This window comes from Lactiplantibacillus modestisalitolerans (assembly GCF_005405425.1).
Lineage (GTDB): Bacteria > Bacillota > Bacilli > Lactobacillales > Lactobacillaceae > Lactiplantibacillus > Lactiplantibacillus modestisalitolerans.
The window spans coordinates 162,670-182,331 of the sequence record NZ_BJEA01000009.1; the positions used below are offsets into that span (position 1 = coordinate 162,670).

General features: G+C 49.0%; 22 protein-coding genes. 8 read left to right on the forward strand and 14 right to left on the reverse strand.

The genetic code is table 11. The annotated features are described in order from the left end of the window. Positions 1–163 precede the first annotated feature (163 nt). From FFM79_RS06130 to FFM79_RS06160, 7 genes are all read right to left on the reverse strand, one after another. Positions 164–571 (reverse strand): PTS sugar transporter subunit IIA, encoded by a 408-nt coding sequence (locus FFM79_RS06130; RefSeq protein ID WP_137642587.1) that lies wholly within the window; start codon positions 569–571, stop codon positions 164–166. Then, positions 564–2,324: a glycoside hydrolase family 35 protein gene (locus FFM79_RS06135; RefSeq protein ID WP_137642588.1), complete on the reverse strand. Its 1,761-nt coding sequence runs from the start codon at positions 2,322–2,324 to the stop codon at positions 564–566. Before FFM79_RS06135 ends, FFM79_RS06130 begins: the two co-directional genes overlap by 8 nt. Positions 2,325–2,335: 11 nt before the next feature. Then, positions 2,336–3,484 carry a glycoside hydrolase family 88 protein gene (locus FFM79_RS06140; protein ID WP_137642589.1) on the reverse strand — a complete coding sequence of 383 codons (1,149 nt, stop codon included), beginning with the start codon at positions 3,482–3,484 and terminating at the stop codon, positions 2,336–2,338. 82 nt (positions 3,485–3,566) lie between these two features. Further along, entirely contained in the window at positions 3,567–4,046 is a 480-nt protein-coding gene (locus FFM79_RS06145; protein WP_137642590.1) for a PTS sugar transporter subunit IIB, read from the reverse strand. Positions 4,047–4,063: 17 nt separating this feature from the next. Further along, entirely contained in the window at positions 4,064–4,861 is a 798-nt protein-coding gene (locus tag FFM79_RS06150) for a PTS system mannose/fructose/sorbose family transporter subunit IID (protein ID WP_137642591.1), read from the reverse strand. After that, entirely contained in the window at positions 4,854–5,645 is a 792-nt protein-coding gene (locus FFM79_RS06155; RefSeq protein ID WP_137642592.1) for a PTS mannose/fructose/sorbose/N-acetylgalactosamine transporter subunit IIC, read from the reverse strand. Before FFM79_RS06155 ends, FFM79_RS06150 begins: the two co-directional genes overlap by 8 nt. Positions 5,646–5,659: 14 nt before the next feature. Next, complete coding sequence (locus FFM79_RS06160) at positions 5,660–6,364, reverse strand: GntR family transcriptional regulator (protein ID WP_137642593.1); 705 nt, start codon at positions 6,362–6,364, stop codon at positions 5,660–5,662. A 201-nt stretch (positions 6,365–6,565) separates the two neighbouring features. Here FFM79_RS06160 and FFM79_RS06165 point away from each other — a divergent pair, with 201 nt between their 5' ends. Further along, positions 6,566–7,180 carry a hypothetical protein gene (locus tag FFM79_RS06165; protein ID WP_137642594.1) on the forward strand — a complete coding sequence of 205 codons (615 nt, stop codon included), beginning with the start codon at positions 6,566–6,568 and terminating at the stop codon, positions 7,178–7,180. A gap of 17 nt (positions 7,181–7,197) precedes the next feature. Next, the gene (locus tag FFM79_RS06170) at positions 7,198–7,740 is read left to right on the forward strand and encodes a plasmid pRiA4b ORF-3 family protein (protein ID WP_137642595.1); all 543 of its coding nucleotides are present in this window, start codon (positions 7,198–7,200) and stop codon (positions 7,738–7,740) included. Positions 7,741–8,090: 350 nt separating this feature from the next. Here the strand turns inward: FFM79_RS06170 and FFM79_RS06175 are convergent, their stop codons facing one another. After that, a complete protein-coding gene (locus tag FFM79_RS06175) occupies positions 8,091–9,050 on the reverse strand; it encodes a sugar kinase (protein WP_137642596.1) in 960 nt (319 codons plus the stop codon). 134 nt (positions 9,051–9,184) lie between these two features. Next, positions 9,185–10,180, reverse strand: coding sequence for a LacI family DNA-binding transcriptional regulator (locus tag FFM79_RS06180; protein ID WP_137642597.1), 996 nt, complete (start codon positions 10,178–10,180; stop codon positions 9,185–9,187). Between the two features lie 356 nt (positions 10,181–10,536). On the opposite strand from FFM79_RS06180, the gene kduI reads away from it, so the two are divergent. Together kduI and FFM79_RS06190 are read left to right on the forward strand one after the other, a co-directional pair. After that, on the forward strand, positions 10,537–11,382 hold the full coding sequence (gene kduI / locus FFM79_RS06185; protein ID WP_137642598.1) for a 5-dehydro-4-deoxy-D-glucuronate isomerase: 846 nt from the start codon (positions 10,537–10,539) through the stop codon (positions 11,380–11,382). Between the two features lie 113 nt (positions 11,383–11,495). Then, on the forward strand, positions 11,496–12,476 hold the full coding sequence (locus tag FFM79_RS06190) for a 2-keto-3-deoxygluconate permease (RefSeq protein WP_137642599.1): 981 nt from the start codon (positions 11,496–11,498) through the stop codon (positions 12,474–12,476). Between the two features lie 271 nt (positions 12,477–12,747). Here the strand turns inward: FFM79_RS06190 and FFM79_RS06195 are convergent, their stop codons facing one another. Continuing rightward, on the reverse strand, positions 12,748–13,509 hold the full coding sequence (locus FFM79_RS06195; RefSeq protein WP_137642600.1) for an IclR family transcriptional regulator: 762 nt from the start codon (positions 13,507–13,509) through the stop codon (positions 12,748–12,750). 298 nt (positions 13,510–13,807) lie between these two features. On the opposite strand from FFM79_RS06195, the gene kduD reads away from it, so the two are divergent. The 4 genes from kduD (at position 13,808) to FFM79_RS06215 (ending at position 17,514) form a co-directional block, all read left to right on the forward strand. Further along, complete coding sequence (kduD, locus tag FFM79_RS06200) at positions 13,808–14,623, forward strand: 2-dehydro-3-deoxy-D-gluconate 5-dehydrogenase KduD (protein WP_137642601.1); 816 nt, start codon at positions 13,808–13,810, stop codon at positions 14,621–14,623. Positions 14,624–14,690: 67 nt separating this feature from the next. Then, entirely contained in the window at positions 14,691–15,335 is a 645-nt protein-coding gene (locus tag FFM79_RS06205; protein WP_137642602.1) for a bifunctional 4-hydroxy-2-oxoglutarate aldolase/2-dehydro-3-deoxy-phosphogluconate aldolase, read from the forward strand. Between the two features lie 702 nt (positions 15,336–16,037). Continuing rightward, a complete protein-coding gene (locus tag FFM79_RS06210) occupies positions 16,038–16,661 on the forward strand; it encodes an HAD family hydrolase (RefSeq protein ID WP_170177398.1) in 624 nt (207 codons plus the stop codon). Between the two features lie 31 nt (positions 16,662–16,692). Beyond that, on the forward strand, positions 16,693–17,514 hold the full coding sequence (locus FFM79_RS06215; RefSeq protein ID WP_137642604.1) for a MurR/RpiR family transcriptional regulator: 822 nt from the start codon (positions 16,693–16,695) through the stop codon (positions 17,512–17,514). Between the two features lie 65 nt (positions 17,515–17,579). Here FFM79_RS06215 and FFM79_RS06220 read toward each other — a convergent pair whose 3' ends face one another. The 4 genes from FFM79_RS06220 to tnpA all read right to left on the reverse strand — a co-directional run bounded on the left by FFM79_RS06220 (position 17,580) and on the right by tnpA (position 19,542). Next, positions 17,580–17,855 carry a hypothetical protein gene (locus tag FFM79_RS06220; RefSeq protein ID WP_137642605.1) on the reverse strand — a complete coding sequence of 92 codons (276 nt, stop codon included), beginning with the start codon at positions 17,853–17,855 and terminating at the stop codon, positions 17,580–17,582. Between the two features lie 2 nt (positions 17,856–17,857). Next, on the reverse strand, positions 17,858–18,184 hold the full coding sequence (locus tag FFM79_RS06225) for a hypothetical protein (RefSeq protein ID WP_137642606.1): 327 nt from the start codon (positions 18,182–18,184) through the stop codon (positions 17,858–17,860). An 11-nt stretch (positions 18,185–18,195) separates the two neighbouring features. Then, positions 18,196–18,780 (reverse strand): DJ-1/PfpI family protein, encoded by a 585-nt coding sequence (locus FFM79_RS06230; RefSeq protein WP_137642607.1) that lies wholly within the window; start codon positions 18,778–18,780, stop codon positions 18,196–18,198. Between the two features lie 327 nt (positions 18,781–19,107). Continuing rightward, positions 19,108–19,542 (reverse strand): IS200/IS605 family transposase, encoded by a 435-nt coding sequence (tnpA, locus tag FFM79_RS06235; RefSeq protein ID WP_137642608.1) that lies wholly within the window; start codon positions 19,540–19,542, stop codon positions 19,108–19,110. Between the last annotated feature and the right edge of the window lie 120 nt (positions 19,543–19,662).

Here is a 19,662-nt window from a genome sequence, read left to right on the forward strand (position 1 = left end):
TGAACAAACTAGTCAATCAAATATCATCATTAATAAGGACCTTGCAACCTTTGCCATCGCAATCTGATCCTAATCAATACGTTCATGTTGAATCTTGTTAAAAATACTGATTAGTCAACAAAAAACGCTACCCCTTTTCAGAGTAGCGTTTTATCCTCAACCCCTATTCATCATCCTCATCATCCGTCGCCGCCAAGCGCTGCTTCACGTCAAAGCAGTTCCCCGCCGCCGTTTGGAGGGCCGTTGCCAGTTGATAATCGGGATTATCTAAGTTTAAGTAAATCTCTAATAACATCGGTAAGTTTAAACTTGCTAAAATGGTGACCTGATCGTCCCGCAAGTAATTTTCTAAACAGACGTTGCACGGCGTACCACCCGGCAAGTCCACAACGATCACCGTTTCGTGGTCCGGATTAACGCTAGCCTGCACGTTGCGAGCTAGTTCGTCCTTACTGATTTCACCATCAAAGGTCACCGCTTGCACGCGGTTGTGCCCGCCAGCAATCATATCTAAACTAGCCAAGTAACTTTGCGCCAATGGACCGTGGCTAACTAATAATAAATCACGCATTTAAATTCTCCTCCTGAGTGGCCGCAAAACTAATTTCGTCGCTTGCGGTTGCCGTTGTTTCTAAAATAACGATTTGGTTGGTCCCTAACCGTAGAAAGTCCTGCGGAATGTAGAGCCGCTGGGTCGGACCGTCCTGCCAGAAGCGCCCGAGGTTGATGCCGTTGATGAACGCAACGCCCTTACCGAACCCACTACAATCCAAGTAGGTCGCGTGGCGGTCACTGACGTCGAACGTAAATTGTGACAACGTCGGGCCGTAATTCGACGGACTGGGCGTCTGCCAATTTAGTTGCGCCAACTGGCTAAAGTCCAGTGCCCACTGGTCCCAGCCGTAGTGCAAGTGGCGGTCGACCATCATCCCGGTCCGCAACCCCTTTTGTTGGGTTGGCGAGAGCAGCCGCGCGCCGTAGTTGACCCGGCCAGTATTTTCAACTAGTAGCTGAACGGTGCTCGTAGGCGTTAACGGCGTCTCAATCGGTGTTCCGAGCGTCGCCTGGTACTGAGTAGTGACCAGTTGATGGTCCACGTAGACGTCCACGCGGTCGTTCACGTCCAGCAATTGGAGCTTTTCGGGCTGATGATTACCGGCCACCTGAGTTTGATAAAACAGGTAACCGTACCCGGAGCCGAGCGCAAACGTCTGCGGTTGTGCGCTGTGGCAATGTTGGCCGAGGGCGTCGAGGACGTCGACTAGGTGCAGTTGCGCGGTGCGGTGCACACTGGCCAAAGGACGCGGAAGCGCCCCCGTCGGTGCGGGCGTGGTCACGTTGAGGACCCGCTGTAAGGCCGCGTACTTGGCGCTCGGCTGACCATCTTCGTGGAGGACGGCGTCGTAGTCGTACGAGGTGATTTGCGGGTAATCGATCCCAACCCGCGACGAAGCCCCGTTGTAGAAGCCAAAGTTAGTCCCGCCACGGAACATGTAGAGGTTAAAGTTGGCGTCGGCGTCAACCAGGGCTTGTAAGTCCTGCTCAAAGCTAGCCGCATCCCGCTTGGTGATTGGTTCCTGCCAGCGGTTAAACCAGCCGTCCCAGAATTCCATGCACATTAATGGCCACTGCTTGTGATGAGTTTGCATGAAGACCTGCAGGGCCGCCAAGTTTTCCGGTGAATGGGACCCAAAGTTAGCGGTGACAAAAACGTCGTCGTCAATTAAACTACCGGCCTGTAATGCCTGTTGCCAGCTTCCATCGGACGTAAATAACGGGACGTCGACTCCGTTGGCTTCCATTAAGTGTTTAATTGCTCGCAAGTACGCCTTGTCATTACCAAACGAGCCGTATTCGTTTTCGACCTGCATCATGAGTACCGGGCCACCGTGGGTAATTTGGAGTGGGACGAGTTCCTGAAAAAGGCGGGCGTAGTAAGCTTCAACCTTCGCCATAAACCGTGGTGTATTCGTCCGCACCACCATGTCGGGGTACTTCAGTAACCAGGCCGGCAAGCCGCCAAACTCCCATTCCGCACAAATGTACGGGCTGGGCCGTAAAATAACGTAGAGCCCGAGTTCCTGCGCTAACTCAACGAAGCGTTGCACGTCATAGCGACCACTAAAATCAAACTGACCCTCTTCTGGCTCGTGAACGTTCCACGGAATGTAGGTTTCAACCGTGTTCAGCCCGGCCGCCTTAAGTTTTAGGAGCGTTAAGCGCCACTCCGACGGTGCGATGCGAAAGTAGTGGACCGCGCCCGAGTAAATTTTGAACGGTTGACCGTTCAGTAAAAAATGTTTTTTAATCTCAAATTTTTCCATAGTCCTCACTCTTACCAATAAGTTTGCCAGCTAGGCCGTGCGAGCCGCATCAGGGCTTCCATGTAGAAGTAGTCGCCCCATAAGTTGGCCTCGTCGACGCCCTTCCCAATTGAATAGGCGTACACGCCGTGTTGTAGGAGCCCTTCCTGTCCCGGTTCAGTCCGGTACGGGTCGAGCGCTTTGAGCAAGCCGCGCGCGACGGCCTGACCATCATCCCAATAACCGCGCTGTTGCGCTTCTAACGCCCCGCAGGCCACGATGGCCGCCGCCGAACTATCCTTCGGTTGGTCGCTCTGGTCATCAAAAATCAGGTCCCAATACGGAATTAAGTCCGCCGGCGTGCGATCTAAGTAGTAGCCCACTAAATGTTGGTACAGCGCCCGTTCGTCGGTTTCTTCAAAGAACCGCTTATACAACGGCATCCCTAGTAAAATCCACGCCTGACCGCGCGCCCAGCAAGAATCGTCTGAATAACCTTGCGCCGTCGCACCTTTTAAGGGGGCCCCGGTTTGCGGATCGTAATAGAACGTGTGGTAAGTGGAGTAGTCCGGCCGCACAATGTGACTCAAAACTTGGTGATAATGTTTTTGACCCACTTCGGCATACTTGGCATCGCCGGATAACTTCGTCGCCTCAAACAACAACGGTAAGTTTAACAAGGAGTCAATAATTAGCCGGTATTCGTCGGCCGCGCCCTTCACACCCCAGGCTTGAATGAACTGGCCCTTCGGTTGGTAGCGGTTTAACAAAACGTCGGCCGCCTGCAACACCATCCGTTGGTAATCGCCCGTCACCCGGTAACCCGCGACCGCAGACAGCGAGTAGAGAAAGCCAATGTCGTGGTGATCCAGTACAAAGTGATCATCCAGGCGTCGTTGGAAACTCGCTAGCTGGGCTTCGGCTTGCGTCTTAAAGATTTTTTCCCCGGTAACTTCGTAACTCATCCACATCATTGCGGTCCAAAAGCCATTCGTCCAATCATCGTTCGCCTTAATCCGGTAACGCATGGCCGTCGTACAAGCCGACGGAAACTGACCATCAAAACGCGGAATCTGGGCCCTGACCTTTTCAATTGCCGTACGTAGCCGGTCGTCGACCCATTTCTGATCAACGGTCGCACCCAGCGCCGTTAACTTCGTCGTTGCTTCAGCTCTTAACATCCGTCCAATCCCTTTCTCTTGAAAAACGAAAGCCCATGTCACCACCGAACTTGACCGGCTAGTAACGTGGGCTCCCCATCACCTACTTCAAATATTTCGTCATCGGTACTTCGGCGTCATCCGGAACCATTTGGGCCGTCACTTCAACGCCCGCCGCGATCAACGCTTCAATATCGGCCCGTTCTTCAGCAGTTAAACTAACCGACTTCTTCACTTGCACGGTGTCTTCGCGGTTCGACATGTTCCCGATGTTAATCTTGGTAATGTCGAGACCAGCGTTGACCAAGTCAAGCAACACTTTCGGCCGCCGCACCACGAGTAAGACCCGTTGTTTCGCGTACTTCCCGGCCTGAATATTATGAATCGCCTTTTCCTCGGTAATGATGGAAGTGGCAATCCCCGCCGGCGCCGCCATTCGGAGCACACTCTTTTGTACGTCGTCGTTAGCGACCGCGTCATCGATCACCATGATCCGGTTAACCCGCAGGCCAGTTGCCCAGCGCGTTGCGACTTGGCCGTGAATCAAGCGGTCGTCAATTCGAATATTTACAAACCCTTGCATGTTTATCGCTCCTTAAATTAAGCAAAAATCTTCAAGTTATAAGCTAAAATCCCAACTAGGATCAAAATGAATGTAACCCGTGTCGAGTTCATCTTCTTGCGTCCAAGTAACCAGTAAGCCATTAAAACGACTAACGCCGGTGCTAAACCTGGCATAATTTGATCCGCCAAGTCCTGAAGCGAAACTTTAACGCCCCCATTATGGTACTTATACGCAAAGGTTGCCGTAATGACCGACGGAATCAAGGCTCCAATCACCGTCATCCCTAACACGTTGGCCGCGCTGGTAATCTTCTTCAACCGGTCGCCTAAAGAGTCAATCAACTTAACCCCTTCGCGGTACCCCATGTAGAAAAAGCTCCGCATAATCCCAAGCCGTAAGAAACCGTAAGCAATCCAGAGAATCAGGCCAACCGGGTTGCCCTTCAACGCCATGTAGGACGCAATCGAACCGATAATGGTGTTTGGAATAACCGCAAACAGCGTATCCCCGATCCCGGCCATGGGTCCCATCATCCCTGTTTTCAGGGAAGCCACGGTATCCTTGGCCGCAATCCCTTGGTGTTCTTGGATCGCGCCGTCGACCCCTAAAATGATCGGCGCCATCGAGTTATTCGTATTAAAGAATTGTAATTCGTTTAGTGACGCTTCCGCTTGAACGTCCACGTTCCCGTAAATTTTCTTGAGCAACGGGTAAACACTGTAGTAGTACCCGAGACCCTGCATTTTTTCGTAGTTCCAACCGGCTTGGCCGAAGAAGTACCAACGCCAGAAGACTTTTTTCATGCTTGCGTTTAATTCAACTTTTTTACTCATCTTCCATATCTCCTTCGTCGTCATCGCTTGCACCCGTCGTTGCAGCTTCAGCTTGAGCTGGTTTACTGTCATGATTAAAGGCAACTAAGGCCATGGCTAACCCAATGATAGCGGCTCCAATTACCGGCACCTTGAGGAAGGCCGCCAAGAAGAACCCAATTAATAGGAAGGCCACGTTTTGTTTTAATGGTAAGTAGCGGAGCAAAATCGCAATCCCTAACGCTGGTAAAATCCCACCGGCGGTCTTCAAACCGTTCATTAACCACATTGGCAAGTTGTTAACCACGTTTTGAACGAACTGGGACCCAAAGATCAACGCTAAGAACACTGGAATCATCCGTGATAGTGACGTTGGGATAATCCCGTACAAGTTCATGTGGGTCGCCGACTTAAACTTCCCGTCCTTGACCAGTTTTTCAGCCCGGTGTTGCAGGAAGGTATTGCAGAACCGTGCCAAAACGTCTAATTGAATCATCAGTAAGCCAATCGGAACGGCTAAAGTGGCCCCGAACTGGGCGCCCTTCCCACTTAAAACTGCGAAGGCCGTCCCAAGGAGCGCCCCAGTCATGTAGTCGGGCATTGAGGAACCCCCGAAGTTACCGACCCCGAGAACTAACAAGTTCAAGGTCCCACCGACAACTAACCCGGTTTGAACGTCCCCTAAGATTAAGCCGGCGAAGAACCCGGCCATCGTTGGCTTAACAGTCCCAAACGTTGTGTTGTTACCATCATAAATTGCAAATCCTGAATAAAGCGTAATTAATAATATTTGCCACCATTGCATGATGTCACTCCTCCTCAGACGGTTTTGATCTGAATTTCAAAATAATCCCATCGTTTATAACTTTCAACATACTCAATCACGGTATCATCGAAAAGGTAACTGTGCCGCCGAATAAAGGCAGCTGGCTGCTGCGCGTTTTCCAGTTGTAAGAGCTCGCGTTCTGCGGCTGGTACCGGAAAGGCAATCGCCGTGGTTTCATCAATTTGCGTACTGAATAAGTCAATACCACTATCCTGACGAATGCGTTCATAGACCGATTCATAATAAGTTGGTTTTTTAAGGGCAATTGGATTAAAGTAATCCGCCATCAAGTACGTATGTTGTAACTGGACCGGAACCGTGTTCGCCCGCCGTAAACGAATAATATGATAATAGCTGTCACCCGCGGTCAACTTCAGTTCGGCCAGAATGCGGGGATCGCTTTCGCGCTTAATGGATAGGACCGTCACGGTTTCGTCAGCGTCGTTGTCCTTTTCACGATCAAAGAACTTAACGAGCTGGCCGCGGCGGGCGCGTGAAACAAAGGTGCCCTTCCCCTGCTGGCGAACCAACAACCCCTTAGAAACGAGTGCGTTGATTGCCTTGATGACCGTTGCGGAGCTGACGTCAAAGCGTTTCTTCAACTCGGCTTCCGAGTAAAACTTGTCGCCCTCCTTAAAATCACCGTTTTTCAATTGATACAATAAAAACTGTTCGACTTGTTGATATTTTAATGGCATGTTCCTTACCTCCAGTTAACCGGTTAACCTGATAAGGAAAATATAACACGCTTTCAAACGGCTGTAAACGATTACAAAACATTCTTTTTAAATTCTAATTAATCAAAAAAAGCGGGCTTGCGCTACCTAACTTGCACTAGGTACAATGGAAAAAAGATGCTTAGTCAATTGAGTCTCAATCAAAGCTAAGAAGGTAATCACGTGTCAAATTCAAAATACGAACAGGATTCCAATTTAGAAGCACTTGCCGACATTGCTACCGATCACGAAAAAATGCTCGCAGTCGCTCGGATTTACGATCCCGACCCCGAGGAACGCTACTTACACACCTCGGGACACCTTGATAAACGTGGCGATATTCAATGGAACGAAGAAACTGCTAAACAAGTTCATCTGGATGGCACGGCGTACGGCTTGCAGCTCTGGTTACAGCGCCAAAATTACCCACTTCCGCACTGGGACGCCCCGGCAATCACCGCACTCGGCCAGCAAATGTTTGATCTGTTCTACCGGGAACACTTACAAACGGCCGTACATTGGACGGCTCAGGCTTGGGCCGGGTTCATCCAGTGGACGTTCCCCCGTCAGTCCGAGCAGCAACATCGCGAATTAATCCAAGCTTTAACGGCCCTGTTCAACCTACTCGCCGATTCGCAAGTCCTTTCCGTCACGCGCCGCGATCAACTGATCGACGTGTTGGAGACGACCCAACCCGCAGAAGACCCGTTCGCAGCCGAAATAAGCATGGAACACCGTAATGAACACGTTTCAAACAAGCGTAGACTTAAACGCCTAAAACGCCGTCGTAAGCGCTAGCCAAGGAGGGCCTCGCCATGAAAAATCCAACCGTTGCAATGGAAATTAAAGTTAAACTATTAGACGTGCAACCCGCAGCGTCTCGAACCTTACAAGTTCCCCTATCTTTGCGGTATGATCAGCTCCACACCTTAATTCAACTAGCTTTTGACTGGGAAAACTACCATATGTACGCGTTTCAGCCTAAGGGGACGACCGACCAATACCTCGCCCAACCCGATCCCTTTGCGGATAGTTTTGGCGAACCGGCTAAGTTGGCCGCGGAACACTTTGTTTATCCCGATTTGGCTAACGGTCCGGTGACCTACACCTACGACTTCGGTGCGGACTGGCGCCACGAAATTACGCTTAACAGGCTCCTAACGTTTTCAGATTTAGATACTGCCCAGTTACCAATTTGCAAATCTGGTCGCGGGAACAACCGGGTCGAAGATGATGGCCAGCCGGGAACGCCTTATAACCGCAAACACATTAACCGGTTGTTTGCCTTGTGGGCTCGCGCCGGCGAGCAAATGATTATTGGTAGTAGTCTTGGGTTAATGCCTCAGGATCGGCAGTAAGATGTTTCATGTGGAACATCTGATTATTAGTAAGAAATGAAACGCTAGAACACAAAGAAGCACTTAGGCCTGCGTTGGTCTAAGTGCTTCTTTACTAACTTATAATTTTGAATTTACTACTATCATTACGTGCGGCCGCTGGGCGTTATGGTTGAAACGTGCTCGACCAAGCTGGTATCTGCGCTTGCTACGCTAAGTCGCCATTGCCAAACCCGCTTCCCTGCTTTATAGCCGAAACGTGTTCAGGCCAGCTGATGCCTGCGCCTACTACGCTAAAGGGCCCATCGCAAAGCCCGCGATAATCCCTTTAGCTAGGTATTGCTCAGCATCAACCCGCTGGCCTTCACACTCTACAATCTTGCATACGCCGCCATAAACTGGTCCAACTCCTCACGCGTCGGGTAACCATCATTATCTCCCGGCGCCTGGACGCCGAACGCACCAACCGCGTTACCGCGCAACGCCGACGCCTCAATTGATAAGCCTTCCAACTGACCCGTAATGAAGCCCGCCGCAAAACCATCACCAGCGCCAACCGTATCCACGACCTTCGCCACCTTATAGCCCGGCACACTATACTTCTGACCATCCTTGGTCTTAATAAAGGCCCCTTTTGGCCCGACCTTAACGACGACAGTCTTCGTCTGACTCCCATTTTGCAAGAAGAAGTCCGCAATTTTTTCCGGATCACGCGACCCCATCAAAATTTCGCCTTCCGTAATTCCTGGCAACACCACGTCCGCCCGGGCCGCCAAGCCGTTAATCGTCTTAATCATCTTTTCGCGACTTGACCACAGTGTTGGCCGCAAGTTCGGGTCAAACGTCACTGGAATTGCGTGTTCGTGGGCCTTCGACATCAAGTAACCAAACGTTTCTAGCGCTTGATTAGACGTTCCCGGGAAAATCCCCGTCATGTGGATGAGCTTTAATTCATCAAAGTTAATGTGATCAATCGTAGCCTTTTCCAAGTGTGACGCTGCCGAACCCTTCCGGAAGTAGAAAGTGGCCGGGCCCCCTTCCGTTACCCGCTCCTTCATCTGAAAGCCCGTTAAATACGCATCCGTCGAACGAATATAGCTCGTCCCCACGTGATTTTCATCCAACTGGTCCTTAATGTAGTCCCCCATCGGGTCCGCCCCGAGCTGGGTGACGTACTCAACGGAGTGGCCTAGACGGGAGACCCCGATGGCCACGTTTACTTCGGCGCCCGCCAAAAACTTTTGAAAATGGGTGGCGTCCTTCAACTTCGTATCTGCATCTTGGGAGGCGAATAATGCCATTGGTTCGCCGACCGTTAAAAATTCACTCATGATATCGCTCCTAAATCTCTCAAAATTCTTAGTAACAATTATTTTTATATTTAAAGTTTGTAAACCGGTTTCCTAAAACTTAGGTTACTGGTTCAATCATCGTTTGTCAATCGCTTACAGCCGATATTAATAATTTAAATCGACTGCCGGAATTTAACCGACGCTGGTAGCGTATGAATGGCTGGCTTGGGCTTTTTTTCGTGCGGTTGCACCAGTTTCATCAACATTTCGCCCGCCAAATAGCCAATTTTATCGGGATGTTGTTCGACCGTCGAAATACCTGGTCCAACAAGTCCGGCCCAGTTCCAGTCGTCATAGCCTGCAACCCCCACGTCACGCGGAACGCTTAACGATAGCGCCTGCAGGGTTTTTAACACCACCGCGAGTACCTTCCCGTTGTTCGCAAAGACGAGTGGGTGCTCGTTGGCTGCCAGGAGGGTTTGCAATTTCTGGGTGAACGCCGCGTTAGACGCATCCAGCTCAACCGTTTGAACCGGCAGTGGCGCGACGCCATTGATAAATCCGGCTAAGCGTTGCTCCCGCGTTGAAATTGCGTGAACATCTTCACTAACGACTAGCCCGACCGTATAGGCCTCCGCTGATTGGTGCACTTGGGCGCTCAACCGGCTCGTCGCCTGGTAGTTATCGGTCTCAATCGTATCCCAGCGAAAAGGCGCGGTCTCGCGGTCGACCAACACTAGCGGCACTTCTGCATCCGCGATGAACTGGTAAGTGGCCGACAAGCGCGAGTTGGGCTGCAAAATAATCCCCTCAACCGACTGATCCAGCATCTGATCAAGCTGCTGGCGCTCCTGTTCAACTGAATTCCCAGACTCCATAATCAACGTCTGGTAATCATATTGTTTTAAATAGTTAGTAATTCCCTTTAATAGTAGGGAAACGTACACGTTAGAAATATCCGCGATCATAATACCAATCAGACGGCTCCGTTTCGTCTTTAACGACTGCGCCCGGCGACTGGGCCGATACGCGAGCGCCTTAACCGTCTTCTCGATGCGTTGGCGGGTACTCACCGACATGTGCGAATAGTTTTGATTGAGGTAGCGCGACATCGTCGATTTCGAAACGCCGGCCGCCTCCGCGACTTCTTGAATAGTCACTTTTCGCATAGCGTGACAATCCCTTCATAATTAATCTAATATTTGATTTACCCTTCTATTTAAACCCAACTTGCACAATTTGTCACGAGGATTCCCTGGTAAGTGTAACCGTTACCATCTGCCGCGACGCAAAAATCCGCTCCCAACCGTTTCAAGGGGGTGCGTTGCAACGGCTAAAAATGAAAATTAATGTTAGCGATACCAATCAAACCCCGCGGATTCCGCGTTTAGCCCAAGCATCCGCATGAAAAGTTTGCGTTTAGTTTCATTTTCCCCCTTGATTTTTTTCTAAGAGCCGTTATACTGAATTTGTAAGCGCAAACAAGAAATGTATTTTCTTATTTAGAAAACGGAGGGTTTATTTTATGTCATTCAATATGGTAACACGTTATGCACATAGTCCTGAAGATATGAACCATTACAGTACTGATCAAATGCGCGATCAATTCTTAATGGAAAAGATTTTCAGCGCCGGTGATATTTTGTTAACTTATACTTACAATGATCGGATGATCTTTGGTGGGGTTACACCAACCAACGAACCATTGGAAATTAAGTTAGACAAGCAATTAGGTGTTGAATTCTTCTTACAACGCCGTGAATTAGGGTTCATCAACATTGGTGAAGCTGGTTCCGTAACGATTGACGGGAAGAAAGAACACATCGAACCACACGATGGTTACTACATTGGAATGGGTACGAAGCACGTGGTCTTCGAATCAGACAATGCTGAAAAGCCTGCTAAGTTCTACGTTGTTTCAACGCCAGCTCACAAGACTTACCCATCAAAGAAATTGGCTTATAAAGACTCAATTTCAATGCCTTTAGGTGACCAAGAACACATGAACAAGCGGACCATTCACAAGTACATCGATGCTTCACAAATGGACACTTGTCAATTACAAATGGGTTACACGGTTCTTGAACCAGGTAACTCATGGAACACCATGCCAGCGCACACCCACGCACGTCGGATGGAAACTTACCTTTACACCGAATTCGGTGATCCTGACACCCGGGTCGTTCACTTCATGGGCACTCCTGACAACACGAAGCACATCTTCTTGGAACCAGACCAAGCAGTTGTTAACCCTAGTTTCTCCATCCACTGTGGTGTCGGAACAACTAACTACTCCTTCATCTGGGCAATGTGTGGTGAAAACCAAACCTATGATGACATGGACCAAGTTGACATGCACGACTTACGTTAATTTTATGAATAAACGTTAATAGTTCTGATAAATGCAGGGCCATGCCCTGCATTTATTATTCTACATAATGTTAACGATTTCATTTACTCCATAAGTAGAAAGAAGATTTGAGAATGGGAATTAAAAAAGCAATTGACAAGGTTCCGGGCGGAATTATGATCGTCCCGCTGATTATCGGGGCCCTTGTTCACACACTTTGGCCAAAATTAGACGTTGAATTATCAGGGGTTACCGGCTCCTTCATGACCGGGACTTCCGTGCTTTTGTTTGTATTCTTCTTCTGTATTGGGACGGGAATCAATCTAAAAGCTTCGGGTAAGATCGCATCTAAAGGGGTCACCTTACTACTCGTTAAAGTTTTACTTGCGGCTTTGCTGGGAATTATCATCAATCAATTGTTACCGATTACAGGAATTACCAGCGGGGTCTTTGCGGGCTTCTCCACGTTAGCCGTCATCGCCTCCTTCAATGCCGCTAACGGTGGTTTATACACCGCCCTAATGTCAACTATTCCGGACCGGGAGATCGACTTAGCCGCCTATCCGTTCTTCAGTATTCAATCCGGACCGTTCTTTACGATGTTGACCTTAGGGATCGCCGGAATCGGTGCTTTCCCATGGCAAGCTTTGGTTTCAACCTTAGTCCCATTCGCATTGGGCTTGATTCTCGGTGGGCTCGACCCAGAAATTCGCAAGATGTTCCAACCCGTTGGGGGCGCTTTGATTCCATTCTTCGCGTTCACGATTGGGTACAGTATGGACTTTAACATGCTTCTGAAGTCCGGGATTGTCGGAATCTTAATGGGGATTGCCGTTGTCTTCATCAGTGGTTTTGTCCTCTGCTTGGCCGACAAGTACATTGCCCGTTCAGACGGTTTAGCCGGCTGGGCCGCTTCTTCAACGGCCGGGGCCGCGATTTCCGTCCCAGTGGTTATTGCTGAAATGGATAAGAGCTTTAAGCCCGTTGCCGCTTCAGCAACCGCTATCGTTGCGACCTGTGTGTTGATCACTGCGATCCTCACCCCGTTCGTCACGATGTGGTATTACCGTCGACTTCAACGTAAAGGAATCGTTTCGAAGGGTACGACGAAATAATGAATTTCCTCCTAGATTAATTATCGTTGATTCGCAAACGGAGAAATTGATTCTTTACAAAAAAAATTAAGCGCTACCAGCAAAATTGCTGGCGGCGCTTTTTTCGTCCGTTCAGTCTGTTCAGTTTTCACCCATTGGTGCGTTGAGCTGCAATCTCCGGCGCAACCGCACCCCATTTCAATCGTCTGAACTGAACGCCGTTGAACGCAAAAATAGCCGGCCATCAGGACGCCCTGGTGACCAGCTATTTTGCTCAACCGAACCATTTCAATTACAACATCTCTTGAATCTGGTGTTGCGTTTCCAAGACGAGCCGGATGAAGTTCCGCCGGCGTTCTTCTGGGACCCGGTACTTGGGGGCACTCACGCTAAACGCACCGTATAAGTGCTGATTACGCATGATTGCCGCCCCAATACAATAAATGTCTGGCTCGTTTTCTTCGTCGTCGATTGAAAAACCAACGCTGCGAATATTGTTTAGATCCGCTTTCAGCGCCGGAATCCGCGTAATCGTATTATCGGTTACCGGTTCGAGCGTCGTCCGCGCAAAGTACGCCTTGAGCTGCTCTTCCGAATACTGCGCCAAAATCGCCTTCCCCATCGATGACGAATAAAGGTTCATCCGACCACCGACCGTTGACTTCAGCTTAATACTCGACGGACTCTCCAGCTTTTCAACGAGGACCACGTCGTCATCCTGAGCGACTCCCAGGTTAACCGTCTCCCCCGTCGCATCCCGTAAGCGTTGCAACAACGTCCGGGTCACCGAACGAATATCAAAGCTTTCAGACGCCTTCTGCCCGTACATTAAAAACTGGGTTCCTAAGTAGTACTTCCGTGAATCACTATCACGGCGAACAAAGCCTAACGCTTCCAGCGTCGTTAAAATCTTCAAAGTCGTAGGGGCATTAATTTTTGATGCTCGGCTAATTTCGTTTAACGTTGGTGCGGTTTCCATATTCAGGATCGCGTCCAAGATCAGCTTGGCCTTGATCAACACGGAGCCGTATAATTTGGTTTTCTCGTTCACCATCAGCCATTCTCCTCAATTGATGGATTTTCTCTTTAATCTCATGTCTTTTAAAATTACCCTTCCAGCATCAATTCGCCTAATTGGAAATTTCCCATCTGGAAAATAATTCATTCTAAATTATACTGTTTCTATTTCGGATTAACAAGCGAAAACCGGAATTCCGCGATACCTAGAGAAATGATACTAACATTATGAAAAAATTACTTGCATTTTTTGCGTAAGCGCTTTATATTATTAAGTGTAATCAGGAAATTCAATTTCCTATAAAGAAAAAATAAATTTAAGGAGTGTTTTTAACATGGCAGATACACGCGAAGACATTTTAGCTCGTGAAAAAGATTTGGACCATTTCAACATGGACCTTTATTCATTGAAGGGTAAGGTTGCCGTTGTTACTGGTGGTGACACTGGTTTAGGTCAAGCCTACTCAGTTGCCTTTGCTGAAGCTGGCGCCGACATCTTTATTCCTACCTTTGGTCAAACTGGCTGGGAAGATACTCGTAAGATGGTTGAAAAGCGTGGCCGTAAAGTTGAATTCATGGACGTTGACTTAACCGAAGAAGGTATCGCTGAAAAGGTTATTCAAAAAGCCGTTGATACTTTCGGTCACATCGACATCTTGGTTAACAACGCCGGCATGATCAAGCGGAACCCATTACTTGAATCAAAAGATTCTGACTGGGATCGCGTTATTAACATTAACTTGAACGCCGTTTACCACATGTCATTAGCTGCTGGTAAAGTTATGGCTAAGCAAAAGTCAGGTAAGATTATTAACATCGGCTCAATGCTTTCATTCCAAGGTGGGAAGTTCATTCCTTCATACACCGCTTCAAAGCACGGGGTTGCCGGCTTAACGAAGTCCTTTGCTAGTGAATTGGCTGCTTACAACATTCAAGTTAACGCCATTGCTCCTGGCTACATCAAGACTGCTAACACTGAACCAATCCGTGAAGATCCAGCCCGGAACAAGGAAATCCTTGACCGGATCCCTGCAGGTCACTGGGGTGGTACTTACGAATTAATGGGTGTTGCCGTATTCTTAGCAAGTGCTGCTTCAAACTACGTCAATGGTCATTTACTTGCAGTTGACGGTGGTTACTTAGTACGTTAATCTAAGTTAACAGAACAGGACGTCTGTTCAAGAACTAATTTGAATTGATTACAGGAGAGTAATACACATGCAAAAAGTCGAAATTTTAAAGAACATTGAAGCGGCTGGCGTCGTTGCCGTCGTTCGCGGTAATTCACCAGAACAAGCTATTAAGACCTCCGAAGCTGCTATTAAGGGTGGCGTTAAGGGGATTGAATTAACCTTTACGGTTCCTCATGCTGATCAAGTTATTGGACAATTAGCTGACAAGTATGCAGATACCGACGCTGTGATTGGTGCCGGAACGGTGTTAGATGCGCCTACTGCTCGCTTAGCCATCATGGCCGGTGCGAAGTTTATCGTTGCACCTACCTTTGACCCTGACGTTGCTAAGTTATGTAACTTATACGAAATTCCGTACATCCCAGGCTGCATGAGTGTTACTGAAATGCAAACTGCAATGCAATACGGATCAAGCTTGGTCAAGATGTTCCCAGGCAACATCTTAACGCCTAAGATGATTGCCGACGTCAAGGCACCATTCCCACAAATTAGCATTATGCCTTCTGGTGGGGTTAACCTTGACAACTTGAAAGACTGGTTTGCTGCTGGTGCTACGGTGGTTGGCGCTGGTGGTAACTTAGTTGGACCTGGCGATAAGGGTGACTTTGATACGGTTACCGAAAACGCCAAGCAATACATGGCTGAATTTAACCGCATTAAAAACGCTTAGTTAAATCCCAACCATTCATCATTAACGAATCAAGCCTATATATTAATACTATTACCAATGCTCCCGTCGAAGTCGTGCCAGCTTCGGCGGGTTTTTTTGTGGTTTTGCTGAAACTGCTGCCAGTCAATATTGGATTGACTCTGTACCAATTGCTGCCGACAATGCCGCCAGCAGCGGGTGTCACCGGTTGGCTGGAACACTGCCAGTCAATAATTGGATTCAGGTTCGTCCGATGCCGCCCTTCAGGCCCCCCGGCTTAATGCTGGAACGCGGTGGACACGGGTTTGAGCCGACAACCCACGTCTCAAACACCGGTCTTACACTAACCAAGCAAACAACGCTTGTTAAGTGTAACGACACCGCTGAGCATTTGCCGGGGGAACCTGAAGGGCTAAACTGACAGCAAGGCCGTCATTGTGCTCCCCAACAATGAATGCCACTTTGTAACGGGAATCCACATCGCCTGACTTAGCATGTCCGTAACCATAATGTACCTCAAAATATTCTGGCTAAAGGCTCAGCCACTAGTCATAACAATTTCCGTCTAGTAACCTACGGACGCTAAAGGCTTCGATAATTAGCAGGCCAGCCCAGCTTACCCGACCTTCCCCCCGCTTAATCACCCGCCCGCCTTACCCGAAGTCCGTTGCGTTTCATGCTATAATTAAATTAATTTTTAGATGATTAGAAAGGATGCGCACGATGACTTACCAAACTATTTTATTCGACGTTGACAACACGCTCTTAGATTCAGCCAGCCTAGCCGCCACCGCCCTCCACGAGGCCACGGCCAAATTCGGCTACGAGGTGTCCGAAGCGACGGCCCGTACGCTCGTCGGGGTCCCAACTGATAAGGCGTTAGCGTCCCAAAACGTTCCGGCGAACCCAGAACTCATCGCCGATTTCAACGCCCGCTTAACCGCCAGCAAGGACCAGTTGCGCTTCTTTGACGGGATTCCCGAACTGTTGCAAGCCCTCGTCGCAGCAAACATCACCATCGGCGTTGTGACGTCGCGGACGCGAGCCCAAATTGCCGGCGACCTGGGGGCTTTCCCTGAAATTACGGGCCAGCCGATCCTAGTTAACGCCGACGATACGACCGAACATAAGCCAAGCGGGGCACCGCTAGAGTACGCGCTCAAGCACTACCAGCTGGACCCCGCCACAGCCATGTACGTCGGCGACACGATCTACGACATGCAGTCCGCGCTAAACGCCAAAATTGACTTTGCGAGTGCCAGTTGGGGTGCGCTTCCAACGACCGATTTTTCAAAAGCAACTTACCAACCGCAAACCCCTTCGGACTTGCTTAAACTAATTATTTAATTTGCGGTTATCAAGATAGGACTGAAATTTTATGAATATCGTTAATACTGTGGAAGAGCAGTACCATACTTTATCCCGGCAGGAACGCAAGGTTGCGCTTAAGGTGATTCAAGCACCGGAAGAGGTCCAGACCCTCACAATTTCGAGTCTGGCTAAGGCGGTTGACGTCAGTAACGCAACCATCACCCGCTTCGTTAAGAAAATGGGCTGCGATAATTTTTACAATTTCAAATTGCAATTAGCCGAGGCGCCGAAAACGGTCGTTACGACTACGGGCAACCACGATACGGTGGCCGACCAAGTTTATAATTACTACCAAAAAATTCTGAGCGGGACTTGGGAACGATTGAACGCCGATAAGCTCCAGGACGCGGTTAAACTAATTACCAAGGCGCGCCGGGTCTACTTATTTGGCCTAGGGAGTTCCGGCTATACCGCTGAAGAAATGACTCAGCGACTCATCCGGATGGGGATTGCGGCCTTTTCAATGACCGACAACCACATTATGTATATTAGTAGTAGTATTATGCAGCCCGACGACGTCATCCTCGCCATTTCTCTGACCGGGGAAACCGCTGAAGTTAACCGTTCGGCGGCCCTGGCCCAGGAAAAGAGTGCGAAGGTCATCGCCATTACGTCCGATGAAAGTAGTGAACTCGCACAACAGAGCGACTTGTCAATCCTCGTTAAGAATAGCAAGTTCGTCAATAATTCGCGCTTCGTTAATTCACAATTCGCGATCATGTACGCCCTCGACATCATTGCGGCAATGCTGCTCGAAGATGCCCAGTACCGCAGTCGCATGAATAAGACGATTAACTTGATTACTGATAATAAATTGGGCAAGCATTAACACACATAAAAATACCTATCAACAATGATCGCTAAACGCGAACTTCGTTGATAGGTATTTTCAATTTAGTACTTCATTACCTTCACGTACACCCGGTGGCTTCGCGGAAATTCCCGCTGAAACGCAACCCGTACAGCCCGGCGCGTCCCGGCCGCTGACCGGTCGTACGTCCGGGTTGCCTGAACGAACCCCGCTTCAATCACCGTGACTGCGGCCGCTTGCGTTTCTAGCGTTAACGCCCGGTCCTTTTTCTGCGTCAGCAGGGTCAGCCGCTGGGCCTGCCCCGTCTTTAATTGGCGCTTGAGTAACGTTTCGGCTTGCTTAATCGGCATTGATTGCATCGCTACCTCCCCACGACCTGGGCCAGTTCGTGACTAAAAGTCGCTTTCTGGATTTTGGTCGTTATTAAGTAGACGTTGGCATGTTGCCGCTGCACGGTAAACGCCAGCCGCGCCGACCCAAGCGCGCCTAAGTTCAGCCGAAATTCGTAGCAGGTCAACCCGGCTAACTTCACCGGCGTCGCCACCTTGACTTTCGGCATCCCGGTTGCCACTTCACGCTGAAGCGCCGCCGCAACTTTTTGCTTGATCAGTCCTTGCTGGCGGGCGTACTTCTTCAAAAACGGTTTACAGCCCCGTTGATAGCTTACACTGAACGCTGCCGGTTCCATTCTTAACTGGTCTAAAGGCTGTCCTGGATGTTTTCGGCCAAGTAGTCGTACAACATCGCATGTTTTAAGTCCTTAGTATCCACGCCAAGCGCTTCGGCAATGGCGTAGCCAAAGGCCCAGGCCGTCGCTGGCCCCCGACTAGTCAAAATTTTATGCTCTTGATCCGTGACCGTAATGGTTTCCTTGAAGTGCCCAGTTGGTGCATCCTGCTTCGTTTCCGAATCCAGGCCAGGGAAAATCGTATAGTCCGCATCCGCCAAGACGCCATAGCGCGCTAACGCCCGCGGTGCCGCACACATGGCGGCGTCCCACTTGCCAGCTTCGTGCCGCTTAACCATTAGGTCGCGCAGCTTAGCGTTGTCCCGTAAATTGGCGGAGCCGGTCATACCGCCCGGAAACGCGACTAAGTCGTAGTCCAACAAACTGTCGTCAACGACCTTGTCACAGGTTAACTTAATTTTATGATCCCCCATGACGTCGCGGCTGGTTAAGCCCACCATGTCCGTTGGGATATTGAGCCGCCGTAAAACGTCGACCACGCTCAATCCTTCAACTTCTTCACATCCGTCTGCAAATACCACTGCAACTGTTGCCATTATTCAGGATTCCTTTCAGTACCGCACCACCCGTTCAAGCGCGTGAACGTTGGTGGCGCGCGTTTTAGATTACTTTCATTTTAGCATAAACTGGCGGCTACTAAAAAAGGGTTGCTCATTACAGTTAGTTGCCGACATTCCAAATAAGATAAAGTAATTTCAAACTATAATTCCAAGCATCTTTAAGAATTACAGATAAAAATGAAAATAATTATCGTTTAATGGCGTTACTATATTTTTTATTGTGGAGCATAACTCCCACATCTCGGTAGCCAAGGCGAAAACTCGGTACTTTAGTGCCGAGATGAAGTCAAACGAAAAGCAACATTAGTTGCCCTTTTTAGAGGGACGGCCAGCGTTGCTTTTTTCTGTACGTTGATTGTTAATGTATTCTTCGACAACTTGCTTAGACATTTCGCCTAACGTCCCAATGTAGTAGCTAGGAGCCCATAAGTGACCGCCCCACAGTTTGCGCTTTGTCTCCGGGTGAGCTGTGAACCATAAGCGAGCACTTGACCCTTTGAGGATCTTAACGACATCAGCGGGCGCAAGTTTCGGTTTGAAGCTGACTAGCAAATGTACGTGGTCAGGCATGACTTCCATAGATTGAATTTCGACATCATGCTTGTCAGCGAGATACTGGATAGCGTCTTTCATATCCTGAACGAACTTAGGCGTGGTGAATACAGGTTTGCGATACTTCGTAACCCAGACAATATGGTACGAGAAATTGTAGACATAACCGCGTTCGTGTTTAATCATATGTAGTCACTTCTTTCTTTGTGATATAATGATTATACCATACAAAGGAGTTATCACATGAAATTAGAAAAACTATCTAAATCTGTTGAGAACATTTACGTTCGACGCTACCATGTGGTA